Raw genomic sequence first — 14,810 nt, forward strand, 5'->3', positions numbered from 1 at the left:
GCGCGGGCTGGAGCGGAGGCGCTCTCGCCGGGCTCGTCAAAACTCACCGCGCTGCCGAGCATGACCGGACGGAAGGCCCATAGGATGCTCTCCAGGCGGGCGGAGAGTAGGGGGCCGTCGCCGAGGCGGAGTTGAACGCGGTGGGGACGCTGGCGTGGGACGGCGTGTCGCGGTGGGAGCCGCAGGCCGCTGGCGACGTCGGACGGATGCTGCTCGTCAATGCCCTGCTGCCCGAGGCGACGCCCGTGGGGCGAGGTGGGCTGCTTGGCGCGGCGGGACGGTTGCTGTCAGAGGTTTCGCCCGTGCGGTTGGTGTTCGCGCGTGATGCGTCCGCGGCGGCGGTGATTCAGGGAGCGTTGGCGAATGGGTGAGGGTGGAGCGCAGCGGCCACTGTTGACGGTGATTGCCGGGCCGACGGCGTCGGGGAAGACGGCGCTGGCGATTGCGCTGGCTCAGCGTGCTGGTGGCGAGATTGTCAGCGCGGACTCGCAGCAGGTGTATCGGCACTTCGATATCGGCACGGCGAAGCCCTCCTCGGAGGAGCTGGCTGCGGTGCCTCATCACCTGGTGTCCGCCGTGGACCCGATGGAGGCGTTCTCCGCTGTCGAGTACCAGCGCCGTGCGGACGCCGTCATCGCGGAGATTGCCGCACGCGGCCGGCCTGTCTTCGTCGTGGGTGGCACCGGGCTGTATTTGCGCGTGTTGCTTCACGGTGTGCTCGAGGCGCCCGGGGCCTTGCCGGAGTTGAGGGCGGAGCTGGAGGCGCTGGCGGCCGGTGAGGGGCGCGAGGCGGTGCATCGGAGGCTGGCGGAGGTGGACCCGGAGACGGCGGCGAAGCTTCCTCCGCAGGACCTGGTCCGCGTCATCCGGGCGCTGGAGATTCATGCGCAGACAGGCGTGCCCGCCTCGGCGTTCCGGAAGGCCCATGCCTTCGCGCCGGACCGCTATCCCTTCCAACTGTACGTTCTGTCGCCACCGCGCGACGTGCTGTACGGGCTCATCAACACGCGCACGCGGATGTTGTTCGAGCGTGGGCTCGTCGAGGAGACCCGCGAGCTGCTGGCGCGGGGGTACGCCGATTCGGCGCCCATGCGCAGCGTGGGCTATGTGCAGGCGCGCGCCGTCGTTGAGGGGCGGATGACGCGCGAAGAGGCCATTCACGACACCGCGCAGGAGACGCGCCGCTACGCCAAGCGGCAGTTGACGTGGTTCCGGAAGGAGCCCGGGGCTGTCTTCCTGGCTCCCCCGTACGAGGCGGCGCTTCCGCTCGGCGGCTGTTGCTCGCCCTGACGGCCCAAAGGTCGGGGCGGGCGGGGGACGGAGCGGTGTCAGCGAGCGTTGTCGGCTCCAACGCGGGAGCCCATGTTCGGCGATGGATGTGCCGGGTTCCTTTGTCGCCTGCCGACAGGCGGGCGAGACGCGAGGCGGCTCGGCCTCCGAAGTGCACTCGCTTCGGGAGCAGTCACCATGGCCTTCACCGATGAACGCAAACCGGAAATCCTGACCCCTGACTCGAGGCCGAGGGTGAACTCGGCGGCCTGGGGTGGCCCCTTCATCATGGGGATTTTGATGGTGCTGCTGGGGATTGTCGCGCTGGGGGCCGCCTTCTTCACCAGCCTGGTGTCGGCCATCCTCTTCGGCGCGATGCTGGCCGCGGCAGGCGTCATGGAAGTCATCTCCGCCTTCCGGACGCGCAAGGAGGGCGGGCCGTTCTGGCTGTACCTGCTCAGCGGCATCCTCTCCGTCGTCGTGGGTCTGTTCATCCTTGTCTACCCGGCGGCGGGACTGGGGGCCATGACCCTGCTGCTGGCGGGCTACTTCTTCGCCAGCGGGCTCTTTCACGCCGTCACCTCGGTGATGGACCGCTATCCCCGGTGGGGCTGGGACTTCTTCTACGGCGCCGTGTCCATCTTCCTGGGCATCGTCGTGATGCGGCAGTGGCCCATCTCCGCCGTCTGGCTGGTGGGCACGCTGGTGGGAATCGGCATCTTCTTCCGGGGCGTGGCGCTGATGGCGGGCGCCCTCACCGTGCGCAAGGTGCTCCGCTCGGGCGGTCCGACGACGCCTGCCTCCATCTCCCATTGACGGGCAGGCGGCCAAGGGCACCAGCTCCCGTCCAGGGCGGACACATCCCACGTGTCCCCCTGGATTGGCGCTTGCCACGCCCCGCGCAGGCGCGGCAGCGTATGCGCCCTGCGACAATATGATCGACTATGACCCGCACCGTTGGTGGAGTTACTTCCATTACCTCCGCGGTTCCATGGTCCGCGAGATTGTGGCCCGGGTCCTCATCTGTGTGTTGTGGGCCGTGGGCGTCACCGCGGTTCATCACCACACCAAGCCCCTGGACATCCCGGCCACGGTGCACACGCTGGCGGGCATCTCGCTCAGCTTGTTGCTCGTCTTCCGGACCAACGCCTCCTACGACCGCTTCTGGGAAGGCCGGAAGCTGTGGGGCGGCATCGTCAACGAGACGCGCAACCTGGCTCGTGCATCCAGCGTCTTCATGCGTCGGGACGCCGGGCTCTACGGCACGCTGGTGCGGTGGATCAGCGCCTTCCCCTATGCCGCCGCCGCGTCACTGCGAGGGGAGCGAGACCTGGGCCCCGTCGCCTCCGAGCTGCCGCGCGACGAAGCGGACGCCGTGCTGGGCAGCCAGCACGTCCCGCTCGCGGTGTCGCAGAAGATGTCCGCCGTGCTCGATGAGGGCCGGCTGCGGGGCTACTACCCCGAACACGTCCAGATGCAGCTCGACCAGAATGTCCAACTGCTCATCGACTACATCGGCGGCTGCGAGCGCATTCACAAGACGCCCATGCCGTTCGCCTACATGATGCACCTGCGGCGAGCGCTGATGGTCTACTGCTACACGCTGCCGTTCGCGCTGGTGGATTCGTTCGGCTGGATAACGGTGCCGGCCACGTTCGTCGTCGCCTACGTCTTCTTCGGCATCGAGGAGATTGGCGTGGAGATCGAGGACCCGTTCGGCCACGACGACAACGACCTGCCGCTGGAGCGGATCTGCGAGACGATCCACGGCAACCTCAAGGCGCTGATGCCCGGGAGCGCCGAGGCCATCCACGCCCCGGTCTCCGTGGTCGCCATTCCCGGCGGTGGTCAGGACGCGTAGCGGTCCGCGGCCAGCTCGCGCGTGTCGTCCGCGGCATGCGGCGCGGGCGCGGGCTCCAGGACGGGGACTCGGCCGGTGAGGATGCGCAGCAGCCGGTCTGGGTCCACGGGCTTGGGCAAGAAGGCCTCCGCCCCTGCGTCCAGGGCCCGCTGCCGGACATGCGGCCGGTTGAGGCCACTCATCACCAGCACGCGGGTGTTCCGGGTGAGGGGATGCTGCTTCAGGCCCTCGGCCAGCCGCAGGCCGTCCACCCAGTGCAGCACCACGTCCAGGAGGATGGCCGTGGGTGGCCGCCGGGCCACCGCGCAGAAGAGGGCCAGCTCGTCGGCGAAGGACACCACCGTGGCTCCGGTGCTCTCGAGCAGCGCCGTGAGCGCCTCGCGTGCGTCCGGGTCGTCATCTACGACGTAGTAGAGGTCCGGCTCCAACTCCGGCACCACCGAGGGCACCGGCTCCACCGTGGTGCGCAGCCAGGAGCCCACCAGCTCCTTGAGTCCCTCCCAGCGCGCGGCGCCCAGGAGCGCGATGGGCGAGGGTCCGCTCAGGCCCAGCACCCCGCCGCCGAAGGTGCCACCCAGCGTCCGTCGCCCCTTCGCCCTGACGAAGGCCTCCGGCGCCCGAGGCCCCGCTCGGCGCAGCCAGGTCATCGTCCGGGCTCCCGCGGCGGCGTCCTCCAGCATTTCGCCCAGGCCTTCGCGCACGTAGCGGCGCTCCAGGAGGCCCGTGTCCAGCCCGCCGTCGAGTAGCGCCACCGCCGCGCGGCTGCACGAAGCCAGTGTCTCCGACAATCCCACCTGGAGCGGGTGGCCGAAGGCCGCGGGCCCGACCGCGATCTGCCCCGGCGCGACCAGCGTCCGGCCCGGTCCGTAGGGCAGGCGGGTGGTCTCCAGGGCCGCCAGCTCGAAGCCTTCCTCCACCAGGCCGTCACGCGCGGCCATCATCAGCACCTGGCACAGGTCCGCGGGCGTCACCGCCGGCCCGAAGGCCAGCGCGTACACCGAGTTGGCGCCAGGCAGCAGGAACAGGCCATCGACCGCTGGCAGGGGCGCAATCCACAGCCGGGCCACCGGAGCCAGTTCCAGCCGAGGCGAAGCGTGGCGCAGGCGGGCCTGCACCGCCGGGATGGTGGGGGCGGGGCGGAAGCCCTTGAAGAAGGCGTCTCCCATCAGCGGCCCGGCGCCCGAGGCCAGCGCCACCGCATGAAAGCGATCGCCACTTCCCTGGGCGCGTACCACCAACGAACCCGCGCCGCGCACCGCGGCGGGCGCATCCGGCGCGGGGGCCTGTCGCTCCACGCGCTCGACGTGGCGGGGAAGGAAGCGAGCGCCCTGGGCGCTGGCCGCGGTGGCGAGCACATCCCGCACCTGCTCGAGGCCGCCCAACCCCTGGGGCCAGCCGTCCACCACCCAGAGTCCACCGGGCGTGGAGGACAGCAGCTCGCGCCGGCCCTCGGCGATGATCTCAACACCGCGCAGCTCATGGGCACGCCATTCGGAGGGGATGCGGCAGCCCAGCGCGGCCAGGCGTGAGCGGCACTCCGGCGTCAGCACCGCCGGCGGTGCGGTGCGCTCCTGTGTTCCTCCGGAGTAGACGCGCACGTCCAGCGCCAGCCCGCGAGCCCTCCCGTTGAAAAGGAGTGAGGCGGCAAGCCCCGCTCCGGCAATGCCGCCTCCCACCACCGCCACCCTCGAACCCGTCGCCAGTCTGTTCCCCAGCATCATCCGCGCCCTCGCTGCTGCCCCGCCGTTGCCTGCCTCACCTCGCCCCGTTCAGTGCCGCTGCGCCGGAGGCGAATTCGCGGGCCGGCCGAACACGACGACCCGATCCCGCCCCTCGCGCTTTGCCTCGTAGAGGGCCGCGTCCGCCGCCTTCATCAGCGACTCGGTGTCCTCGCGAGGCCCTTCGAAGGTATGGTCGGCGATGCCCACGCTCACGCTCAGTCCGAAGGGAGCGGGGCGGCCGTCGCTCTTCTGGACGCCGACGGCGCGCAGCCCGGTGCGGATGCGCTCGGCGAAGACGGCTGCTTCCAACGCCGTCTGGTGCGGCAGCAGCGCGACGAACTCGTCTCCACCGAAGCGGGCCGCGAAGTCCGACTCACGCAGCTCGTGCTTCAACTGGGTGGCCAGCGCGAGAATCGCCCGGTTGCCCACGTCATGGCCCATGCCGTCGTTGATGGCCTTGAGGTGGTCCAGGTCGATGATGACGACGCTCAGCGGGTACTGGTAGCGCTGGGCCCGGCGGAACTCTTCTTCCATCCGGATGCTCAGCGCACGGAAGTTGGCGAGCCCCGTGAGGCCGTCCGTCTGCGCGAGGATCTGCAGTCGGCGCTGCTGCTCGCTCTGGCGCAGCGCCCGGTCGATACGGGCCAGCAACTCCCGCGCGCTGGCCGGCTTGTGGATGAAGTCCACGGCGCCCATCTCCAGGCAGCGCTCCAGCGTGGCCTCGTCCGCGTCGCCCGTCAGGAAGATGACGGGCACGGCTTCCGTGCACGACTCGCGCTGGAGCAACTCGAGCACCGCGAGCCCGTCTCCGCTGGGAAGGAACCTGTCCAGGAGGATGAGGTCCGGGTGGTGCTCCCGCGCCAGCTCCAGCCCCTCATTCGAATCCGGAGCGGCGAGCACGTCGAAGCGTACGGAGAGCAGGTCTACGAGGCTCTCGCGGACCTGTGCGTCATCCTCGATGATGAGCAGAAGGGACCGCTCGGAGGTCCGGCCGCGCCGTTCCATGCACCACTCCGCTTCATTCGGCTGCTGCGAAATGGCAGGCCGAAAGTCTCGGGTGCCACGCCCTTCCGTGTGCTCCCAACGCCCCTGCGCCCCACGCGCACCCGCCGCCGCCCGGTCCTGCAAGCACACCCCAACGCCCACAACCTTCACCCGAGACCTCCGGCTGCCAAGCCTGTCAGGCTCCGCGAGACGAGGCCTTTCCCCGTCATCCGTGAGCATGGTGCGGGAGCAAGCACCATGCCCCGCGGTGGGGGAGGGCAGTCAGAGTGTTTCCGGGCGGTTGCACACCCTCTGCGTCGCCCTGTTGTACAGGGTCGGAAGACGTTGCAGCGCGCTGAGGGGCAAACCGGTAGATATTCCCGTGCGCGGGCGGACGCTCGGTGGCCGCGCGACGGGTCGCTAGCGTCGGGTGCTGAACTGCATGCGGCGGCCGCCCATGGGGGGCATGACCGGCGGCGGAGCCTCGAGCCCGAACTGCCACCACGTGGGCTCGTACGGCTTCATCTTCAGGCGCTTGTCGTTCTGGAGCTGGGCGAGGCTGCCCTTGAGCTTCTCGTCCTTGGGGTTCTGCTCTACGCCCCGGGCGAGCACGCGCAGCGCGCCGTCCTTGTCCTTGTTCTGCATCAGGCACCAGGCATAGGCCGCCCAGACAATGGACTCCTTCTTGCCGCTCTTCGTGGCGGACTCGAACGCCTTCTTCATGGCGTCGAAGTCCTTACGCTGGAAGTACAGGGCGCCTTCCATGGCCTTGGCCATGTAGTTGCGGCCGCTGCCCTTCTCGAAGGCGGCCTTGGCGCCCTCATGGTCCTTCACCATGTACTTCAGCATGCCGATCTGGGAGTGGAGCTCCGGACCGACCAGGAACTGCCACTTGTCGTAGACGAGCCCCTGCTCCAGCGTCTTCACCGCCCGGTCCACCCGCGACTGGGCGTCCTTCTGGCTGGTGGGCTGGGACTGGAGGTCCTTCTGGACCACCGTCATCAGCGACTGCACGCGGCTGGCCACCCGGCGAGCGAGCACGATGTAGGTGCCGACGAGGGCCAGGATTCCGGGGACGAGCCCCGCCCAGATGGAGAAGCCGGCCACCTTCACCAGGAGCGCGACGGCGATTCCCACACCGAGGGAGATGAGAAGGTTGTACATGGGGGGCCCCTCTTAGCGATGTGCGTGGAGCACCGCAATCTTCGGATGCACTTGGTTTCAAGTCGCGGTATACGTCTGCTCGTCGCGACAGCAGGGGGCCCTCTGTCGAAATTGGTAGACGAGGCGGACTCAAAATCCGCTGCGGCTGACCCCGCGTCCCGGTTCGAGTCCGGGGAGGGCCATCATCCGAAGGGCAGGACCGGCGAGGTGGTCTTCCGCTGGAAGCGCCCGGTCCTGGTAAAGGACAGGCTCCAGCAGGTAGGGGCGGCGGAGGTCCCCCGTTAATGAGGGTGTTGCTGGTCGAGGATGACGCGAGCCTGCGGGAAGGCATGGGCGAGCTCATCTCAGAGCTCGCGCAGGTCCACGCGGTCAGCACCGGGGAGGAAGCGGTCGAGGCCCTCGAGGCCGGGCGCTTCGTCCTGGTCATCAGTGATCTGCGCATCTCCGGAGGTGAGCTGGGCGGCCGGACGGTCGTCGAGGCCGCCCGGAAGCGTCATCAGGCGGTGGCCATTGTCAGCGCCGCGACGCCGGACGAGGTGATCCAGGCCGTCCAGCCGCAGGTGGCGGACGCCATGCTCCTCAAGCCGTTCCAGATCGACGACATCTACGCCCTGGTGGAGCGCTTCATCGCGCTGCGTCAGGACGTGGAGCAACTGGCCACCCAGGGGCAGCGGCCTGCCGCGAGCGTCTGGTCGCCGCGGGGCGCCCACGTTCAGATCGCGCGGGAAGACGCGTTGAGGGCAATGTGGGTGTCCGTGACGGCCGGCGGCGACTTCGGCTGGACGTTCCACCCGACGCCCTCGGGCGTGGGGGTTCAGGTGGTCGAAGGTGTCCTCGAAGTGGATGACGTGTCGTACTCGGCGCCCGGATATTTCTTCCTGGGGGCCGGGCAGGCGCCTCGGATGCGCAGCCCGGAGGGCTGCCTGGTCGTGGCAGTGGGACTGAAAGGGCAGGGCTGAGGCAACGTGGATTCCGTCTGGCCGGTAACGCCCGTAGACCCGGACCGCCTGGGTCGTCCTTCCCGTCGTGGTGCGACGGCGGCACTCGAAGCGCACATCGCGGTGCTTCGCGGCGAGCCTTTGAAGGCCGCGCTTGCCAACGCCTTGCGAGAGGCCAATGGCCTGGGCGGCCAGGAGCGGCGCTTCGCCGCCATGGCCGTGCGCGAGCTGTCCCGGCACCAGCGCTTGTTGGACCTGGCGGCCCGGTTGCTGGGCCACACCATGGGTAAGGTGGGGTTGACGGAGGACCAGGCGCTGGTGCGCTACGCCCTCTGGCGCCGCATCTTCTGTGGTGAGGGCTGGGCCCGCATCGGTCCCGAGGTCCGCTTGCCGGGGCCCGTGCGTCCGCGCACCATCAAGGACGATCTGCTCCAGCGCGTGGTGGAACAGCCGCTGCCGGAGGCGCCGCTCCCGGAGTCCCAGACGGAGCGGCTGGCCATTCGCTACTCGTTCCCCAACTGGTTGGTGCAGCGCCTGGCCCAGGTGTACCCGGAGGATGTGCTGGAAGGGCTGCTGGCGTCGCTCGATGAGGAGCCGTCGCTGCACTTCCGCGTGCGGCCCCCGGGGACCCGGGACGCGGTGCTGGCGGCGCTGAAGGAAGAGGGCGTCAACGCCGAACCGGTGGCCGCGGCGCCGGATGCTGTGCGGGTGACGGACTCCAGCCACCGCGTCTTCGAGACTCGGATGATGAAGTCCGGCCGGCTCCAGGTGCAGGACGTGGGCAGCCAGCTCATCTCCGAGCTGTGCCGTCCCCGGGAGGGCTCGCTGGAGGGCTTCACCGTGGCGGACGTGTGCGCCGGCGCGGGCGGCAAGACGCTGGCGTTGGCGGACTTCGTCGGGCCCCAGGGCAGGGTGCTGGCTGGGGACCGTTCGCGGCGTCGGCTGGCTGAGGCGCGCGAGCGCGTGCGCCACTTCTCTCTCCGGCAGGTCGCCTTTCCGCATCCGCTTCCGCTGTCCGACGCGGACGTCCTTCTGATCGATGCGCCGTGCAGCGGCACGGGTTCCCTGGCGCGCGAGCCGGATCAGAAGTGGAAGCTCACCGCTCAGGAAATCGCCAAGTACCAGGCCACGCAGTCAGAGTTGCTGGATGAGGTGTCACGCCAGGCGAAGCCGGGGGCACTCATCGTCTATGCGACCTGCTCGGTGATGCCGGAGGAGGACGAGGCGGTGGTGGAGGCCTTCCTCGCGAAGCATCCGGACTTCACGCTGGAGCCGGTCGAGGACGTACTCGGCGCGGAGCGGGCGGCGCTCGCCGCGCAGGGGCCCTATCTGAAGGCGTTGCCTCCCAAGGTTCCCGGGGGAGGATTCTTCGCGGCCCGGCTGCGGAGGACAGGGGCGGGGCCGGGTTGACAGGCTCCGAGAACGCACGCTACGCAATCGTTGATTTCTCAAGGAGTGTGACTGACTTGGCGGCCGACTCGAAGCAGTCCGAGGTGGTGAAGCAGATCAACGAGGCCTTCCAGGCGGCGCAGGACCGGTTGGCCCAGCTTCGCGAGGCCGTGGAGCGCAACACGGACCTGGCCCGGGCGAACGCTCGCACCACCGTGTTGAAGGATCAGAAGGAGAAGGCGCTCAAGGAGTTGGGCGAAGCCGTCTGGCGTCAGGTCCAGAAGGGTCGGCTGGACCTTCCGGCGGGTTTCGGCGTCGCCCTCAAGGCGGTGGAAGCAGCGGAGCAGGCGGTCGAGGCCCACGCGCGTGAGCTCACCGACCTCCTCCGGGAAGGGGAAGAAGTGGCGCAGCGGTTGAATGAACAAAAAAACGCGCCGAGGCCTCAAAGAGTTCTGGTGCCTGGAGCGAAGAAACGGTAGAAGGCACCCACTTCGCCGGTCGGGCCGCTCCCCAAAGCGGCTCAGCAGCAAAAGACGGGGCTATAGCTCAGCTGGGAGAGCGCTTGAATGGCATTCAAGAGGTCATCGGTTCGATCCCGATTAGCTCCACTCTGAAATGAAAAGGCCCGCCAGGGAGACTTGGCGGGCCTTTTGTATTGAAGCGGTAGGCGACACCCACAGCAGAAGACGGGGCTATAGCTCAGCTGGGAGAGCGCTTGAATGGCATTCAAGAGGTCATCGGTTCGATCCCGATTAGCTCCACTCTGAAATGAAGAGGCCCGCCAGGGAAACCTGGCGGGCTTCTTTGTTTTCCACCGAGCCGATTACGCCTTGCCGGCGAAGATGGCCATCACGTCCTTGAGGAGCTTGATGGACTCGCCATGCGGACGCTGGAAGGCGTTGCGGCCCATGATGGAGCCGAAGCCGCCGCCGGCGTTGATCTGCTTGATCTCCTCCAGCAGGGCGTCGGTGCCCTTGGCCTCGCCGCCGGAGAAGATGACGATGCGCTTGCCGTTGAAGGCGGAGCGGACGACCTCGCGGACGCGGTCCGCCAGCGTCTTGGTGGGGATGCCGGCCTTCTCGAAGGCCTTCTTCGCCTCGGCCTGCTCGATGTGGTCCTGCGGCGGCTTCACCTTGATGACGTGGGCGCCGAGCTGGGCGCTGATCTGCGCCGCGTACGCCACCACGTCGATGCCCGTCTCACCCTCCTTGGACAGGTTGCCGCGGGGGTAGGCCCAGAGCACGGTGGGCAGGCCGTAGGACTTGGCCTCGGCGATGATGTCGCGGAGGTCCTCGTACTGCTCGTTGCGCGCCCCGGAGCCCGGGTAGATGGTGTAGCCGACGGCGGTGCAGCCCAGGCGGACGGCGTCCTTCACGGAGCTCGTCACCGCGGACATGGGGTTGGCCACCTTGGCCAGGGTGTCGGAGTTGTTGACCTTGAGGATGAGGGGAATCTCACCCGCGTACCTGCCGGCCACCGCCTCCAGGAAGCCCAGCGGCGCTGCATAGGCGTTGCAGCCCGACTCGATGGCCAGGTTGATGTGGTAGTCCGGGTCATAGCCTGCGGGGTTCGGACCGAAGGAGCGGGCCGGGCCGTGCTCGAAGCCCTGATCCACCGGGAGGATGACGAGCTTGCCCGTGCCGGCCAGCGTGCCGCTGTTCAGCAGCCGGGCCAGGTTGGTCAGCGTGCCGGGGTTGTCAGACGGGTACCACGACAGGATCTGCTTGACGCGATCGGTATGGGGCATGTGTGGGGATCCTCTGTCTCGGGAACAGTCGCAATCTGCTGCATGCGCCACGTCCTACCAACTCCTTTTCGCGCGCGAGTGTCACGGGTTCCACGACAGTGCACATCCCCCGTGCCTTTCGGCGCGTCCGTCCACAATCTCCGGCTGGTGCCGTGGGACGCACAACACCGGTGACGGCCCGCTGCCGAACGGACATGCTGCGCCGCCGTGAGGTTCTCGGCTATGGGGAGCTACACAAGGCGGCTTGATGCGCAGACACCTGGATCATGGCGTGACAGTGGCGCTGATGCTCGCGGCGGGCGTTGCCGGAGCGCAGCTCACCCCCGGCTCGGCCGGGACGGGGAGCAGCCCTTCAACCGGCACCGGAAGCACGCCGGCCCCCTCCACGCCCGGCACTACGCAAGCGCCGGAGACGCCGGACCTGGGGACGCCGGGCTCCGACGCGCCGACGGCGGTGCCTGGCACTGGGGCGCCGGGAGGGACGCGGCCCACGCCTCGCGTGGGGACCGGGGGGCGGGACCTGCCGCCGAGTCCGCCGGGCATTGCGCCGAGCTCGATTGAGGAGACGCCGGGTTCCTCCCAGCCGGGGCGGGCCATTTCACCCGCGCCAGCCCTGGAACCCTCCGCCGAGGCGGAGCAGGTGAAGGAGGGCGTCACGGGTGCGCCGGACTCGGAGGAGAAACCCGCGCGGAGGGAGCCGCTGACGCTGGCGCGGCTGGTGGCGCGGGCTCGCGAAGCGGACTCCCGGGTGGAGGAGGCGACGGCGGAGCTGCGCAAGTTCCAGGCGCTCTACCAACAGGCGCGGTGGGCCTGGTTCCCCAAGTTCGAAATCACCGTGGGCGCGGGAGGCCCCACGCCGGAGGCCCGCAACGACGGCCTGGGTGGACCTCCCACCACGGAGGCCACCTATAAGGGAGACCTGAACTTCGGCCGCGTCGGCGTGACGATGTTCTCCACCGGCAACGCGGTGCTGCCGCTCTACACCTTCGGCAAGCTGACGGCGCTGGAGAAGGCGGGCGCGCAGGGGCCGGTGCTGGGGGCCGCGCTCCGCGAGCGCACGCGCAACGAGGTCGGCTTCCAGGCCGCGCAGGCGTACTTCGGCTACCAGTTGGCGCGGAACGGGCTTCAGCAGATTGAAGAGGTCTCGAAGCGGTTGGAGGACGCTGCCCAGCGCATCGAACGGCTGCTCAAGGAGGACTCGGCCCAGGTGTCCGCGGTGGACTCGTACAAGGTCCGCTTCTTCCGGCAGATTGTCGAAGCGCGCAGGGCGGAGGCTCTGCAGGGACGTCAGTTCGCGCTCGCCGCCATCGGCCTGCTGGCGAACGTGGGGCCCGAAGACGCAGTGACGGTGGTGGACGAAGACCTGGAGCTCGAAGAGGACGTGCCGGTGCCCAGCCTGGAGCAGGCCATGGTGCGCGCGGAGCAGTCCCGTCCGGAATTGACGGCCGTCGCCGCCGGCATCGCCGCTCGCGAGCAGGAGGTCTTCATCCGCGAGCGCAGCTACTACCCGGACCTGGGTCTGGCTGGCTTCTATGATGTGCGCTTCACCACCAGCACCACGCGGCAGCGCACGCCCTTCGCGTTTGATCCGTACAACGACCGCACCGGGGGCGTGGGCCTGGTGATGCGGGGGACGTTCGACATTCCCATCAAGGACGCCCAGCTCGAGCAGGCCCGCGCGGAGCTGGACAAGCTGCGCGCGCAGGAGAAGCAGATTCGCGCGGGCATCCGCCTGGAGGTCTCCAAGGTGCACGGCGAGCTGGTGGCCGCCTGGAGTCGCGCCCGGGCCTTTGGCGAGGCGGAGCGGAGCGCCCGCCGGTGGGTGACGGCCGCCTTCACCGCGTTCGACCTGGGGACCGGTGACACTCGTGACCTGGTGGACGCTTTCACGGCCTATGCCCAGGCTTCAGGTGACAAAGGCAAGAGCTGGCACGACGTTCGAGTAGGTATGGCCGCCCTCGCGCGGGTAACCGGGGCGCCGCTGGCTCCGGGTGAATAACCATGCGCTCACCACAGTCTTCCCTGTCGTCCTTTCATCACTCGGAGCCCATTGAATGATTGCGTCCCTGCTTGCCGCCACCCTGCTTGCCGCCGCGCCCGGCCCACTGACGGTCGTCCAATCCGGGAATGCGGACGTGCAGAAGGCCGCCAACGCGCCCGGTGCCACCGCGCAGTCGCTGGCCACCGTCGTGGAGAAGTTCGTCGACTTCGAGGAGCTGGCGAAGCGTGCGCTGGGTGACAAGACCTGGGCCGGCCTCCAGCCCGCCCAGCGCAAGGAGTTCACCGAGACGATGACGGGCCTGCTGCGCGCGTCCTATGCCCAGAAGGCGCTGGGGCAGGCGCAAGCCCAGGTGAAGTACGGCGAGGAGGGCATCGACGGTAACGAGGCCTCCGTGGGCACCACGGTGACAGTGAAGAAGGACGCCATCCCCGTCGAGTACCGCCTGTACCGCACGTCGGCGACCGGGGCGTGGCGCATCTACGACGTCATCACCGACGAAGTGTCCCTGGTGGACACGTACAAGGGGCAGTTCCGCAAGCTGCTCGCCGACAAGGGCTTCGACGGCCTGCTGTCCACGCTGAAGAGCAAGCGGACGCAGTTGGAGAAGGAGAACGCGACGTCGGCGCAGAAGAGCGCGGGGCAGACCGCGGTCCCCTGAGGCCCAGCGCGGTCCGCGTCACGTGTCCAGGCCGAGGTGCCCTCCAGGGTGCCTCGGCCTTCGTCTTTTCAGCGCCCGCCCGCCTCGCGGTATGCGGCCAGGGTGCCGGCCAGTCCCTGGGCCAGGGGGATGGTGGGCAGGAAGCCCAGCTCCCGATTCGCGCGCTCGGTGGAGCATGTCCACGCGGGGCACCGCATCTCCCGCACCTTGTCCCGGTTGAGGATGGGCACCGTGCCGCGCAGGCGGGCCACGGCTTCCGAGCCCAGCCCCACCACGTAGCTGACCGTCTGCGGCACGGGCAGCACGGCGGGCCGGCCCTTGCCGAGCGCCCCGGCCATGGCCGTGCAGACGTCCTCCCAGGAGTGCTCCACGCCGTCGGACACGGCGTACACGCCGCGCGCCGGGTCTTCCTTCGACACCGTGGGGCCGCGATCCGCGGCCGCGAGCAGGGCGGTGCAGAGGTCATCCACGTGGATGAGTGAGTAGCGCTTGGGCCCGAAGCCGCTCTTCAGAGCCAGCCCCAGCTTGGCCATGGGCAGCAGCGACGGGAGGAACTCCACGTCACCGGGCCCGTAGACGATGGGCGGCCGGACGATGACGGACGGAACCCGGTCCGCGAACGCCCGTACCGCCTCCTCGCCGCCCAGCTTGCTGCGGCCGTAGATGGACACGGGCGCGGGCGGGTCCTCCTCGCGGCGCGGGCGCTCCGGCGTGGACGGGCCGGCGGCGGCCAGCGACGAGCAGTACACCAGCCGGGGAGGGTGGGGCAGGGCGGCCATGGCCTCCACCAGGCGGCGGGTACCCTTCGCGTTGCCCTCGATGTAGCCCTCGGGCTCGCGGGACTTGGTGACACCCGCCAGGTGCAGCACGCAGTCCACGTCGCGCACGGCTTCGGCCAGTCCCGCGCCCGTTGTCAGGTCCGCCACCACGAAGCGGGCGCCCAGTCCCTCAAGGGGGCCACGGCGCGAACTGGCACGCACCATGAGGGTCAGCGTGTCGCCACGTTCCACGATGCGGCGCGCGAGCCGCTGGCCAATGAACCCGGTGCCGCCAGTGAGCAGGAATCGCAAGGAAGAC

14 protein-coding genes and 3 tRNA genes are annotated in these 14,810 nt (G+C 69.2%); 12 read left to right on the forward strand and 5 right to left on the reverse strand.

Annotated features, from left to right (window positions below; all coding sequences use genetic code 11):
• The first annotated feature begins 140 nt into the window (after positions 1-140).
• The 4 genes from FMQ63_RS11025 (at position 141) to FMQ63_RS11040 (ending at position 3,130) form a co-directional block, all read left to right on the forward strand.
• On the forward strand, positions 141-371 hold the full coding sequence (locus FMQ63_RS11025) for a hypothetical protein (protein ID WP_228556405.1): 231 nt from the start codon (positions 141-143) through the stop codon (positions 369-371).
• On the forward strand, positions 364-1,290 hold the full coding sequence (miaA, locus tag FMQ63_RS11030) for a tRNA (adenosine(37)-N6)-dimethylallyltransferase MiaA (RefSeq protein ID WP_011553747.1): 927 nt from the start codon (positions 364-366) through the stop codon (positions 1,288-1,290). Before FMQ63_RS11025 ends, miaA begins: the two co-directional genes overlap by 8 nt.
• Positions 1,291-1,467: 177 nt before the next feature.
• A complete protein-coding gene (locus tag FMQ63_RS11035) occupies positions 1,468-2,085 on the forward strand; it encodes an HdeD family acid-resistance protein (protein WP_043612720.1) in 618 nt (205 codons plus the stop codon).
• 118 nt (positions 2,086-2,203) lie between these two features.
• On the forward strand, positions 2,204-3,130 hold the full coding sequence (locus FMQ63_RS11040) for a bestrophin family protein (protein ID WP_043612717.1): 927 nt from the start codon (positions 2,204-2,206) through the stop codon (positions 3,128-3,130).
• Here FMQ63_RS11040 and FMQ63_RS11045 read toward each other — a convergent pair.
• The 3 genes from FMQ63_RS11045 to FMQ63_RS11055 all read right to left on the reverse strand — a co-directional run bounded on the left by FMQ63_RS11045 (position 3,118) and on the right by FMQ63_RS11055 (position 6,999).
• Positions 3,118-4,851 (reverse strand): response regulator, encoded by a 1,734-nt coding sequence (locus tag FMQ63_RS11045; protein WP_011553750.1) that lies wholly within the window; start codon positions 4,849-4,851, stop codon positions 3,118-3,120. The two genes, FMQ63_RS11040 and FMQ63_RS11045, sit on opposite strands and share 13 nt — an antisense overlap.
• Before the next feature lie 48 nt (positions 4,852-4,899).
• Complete coding sequence (locus tag FMQ63_RS11050; protein WP_011553751.1) at positions 4,900-5,856, reverse strand: diguanylate cyclase; 957 nt, start codon at positions 5,854-5,856, stop codon at positions 4,900-4,902.
• Positions 5,857-6,255: 399 nt separating this feature from the next.
• Positions 6,256-6,999: a M48 family metallopeptidase gene (locus tag FMQ63_RS11055; RefSeq protein WP_011553752.1), complete on the reverse strand. Its 744-nt coding sequence runs from the start codon at positions 6,997-6,999 to the stop codon at positions 6,256-6,258.
• A gap of 96 nt (positions 7,000-7,095) precedes the next feature.
• Here FMQ63_RS11055 and FMQ63_RS11060 point away from each other — a divergent pair.
• The 6 genes from FMQ63_RS11060 to FMQ63_RS11090 all read left to right on the forward strand — a co-directional run bounded on the left by FMQ63_RS11060 (position 7,096) and on the right by FMQ63_RS11090 (position 10,087).
• Positions 7,096-7,181, forward strand: a tRNA-Leu gene (locus FMQ63_RS11060).
• 102 nt (positions 7,182-7,283) lie between these two features.
• Entirely contained in the window at positions 7,284-7,958 is a 675-nt protein-coding gene (locus FMQ63_RS11065; protein WP_011553753.1) for a response regulator, read from the forward strand.
• A gap of 102 nt (positions 7,959-8,060) precedes the next feature.
• A complete protein-coding gene (locus tag FMQ63_RS11070) occupies positions 8,061-9,347 on the forward strand; it encodes an RsmB/NOP family class I SAM-dependent RNA methyltransferase (protein WP_011553754.1) in 1,287 nt (428 codons plus the stop codon).
• 56 nt (positions 9,348-9,403) lie between these two features.
• On the forward strand, positions 9,404-9,805 hold the full coding sequence (locus FMQ63_RS11075) for a hypothetical protein (RefSeq protein ID WP_026114128.1): 402 nt from the start codon (positions 9,404-9,406) through the stop codon (positions 9,803-9,805).
• A 56-nt stretch (positions 9,806-9,861) separates the two neighbouring features.
• Positions 9,862-9,934, forward strand: a tRNA-Ala gene (locus tag FMQ63_RS11080).
• A gap of 80 nt (positions 9,935-10,014) precedes the next feature.
• A tRNA-Ala gene (locus FMQ63_RS11090) sits at positions 10,015-10,087 on the forward strand.
• Positions 10,088-10,149: 62 nt separating this feature from the next.
• On the opposite strand, the gene FMQ63_RS11095 is transcribed toward FMQ63_RS11090, so the two are convergent.
• On the reverse strand, positions 10,150-11,073 hold the full coding sequence (locus FMQ63_RS11095; protein WP_026114127.1) for a class I fructose-bisphosphate aldolase: 924 nt from the start codon (positions 11,071-11,073) through the stop codon (positions 10,150-10,152).
• 247 nt (positions 11,074-11,320) lie between these two features.
• Here FMQ63_RS11095 and FMQ63_RS11100 point away from each other — a divergent pair, with 247 nt between their 5' ends.
• Positions 11,321-13,072, forward strand: a complete 1,752-nt coding sequence (locus FMQ63_RS11100; RefSeq protein WP_171452230.1) for a TolC family protein — start codon at positions 11,321-11,323, stop codon at positions 13,070-13,072.
• Between the two features lie 55 nt (positions 13,073-13,127).
• Complete coding sequence (locus FMQ63_RS11105; protein ID WP_011553758.1) at positions 13,128-13,733, forward strand: phospholipid-binding protein MlaC; 606 nt, start codon at positions 13,128-13,130, stop codon at positions 13,731-13,733.
• A 68-nt stretch (positions 13,734-13,801) separates the two neighbouring features.
• On the opposite strand, the gene FMQ63_RS11110 is transcribed toward FMQ63_RS11105, so the two are convergent.
• Complete coding sequence (locus FMQ63_RS11110) at positions 13,802-14,803, reverse strand: NAD(P)-dependent oxidoreductase (RefSeq protein WP_011553759.1); 1,002 nt, start codon at positions 14,801-14,803, stop codon at positions 13,802-13,804.
• Positions 14,804-14,810: the final 7 nt, after the last annotated feature.

The organism is Myxococcus sp. CA005, assembly GCF_006518205.1.
In the GTDB taxonomy this organism is placed as follows: Bacteria; Myxococcota; Myxococcia; order Myxococcales; family Myxococcaceae; genus Myxococcus; species Myxococcus xanthus.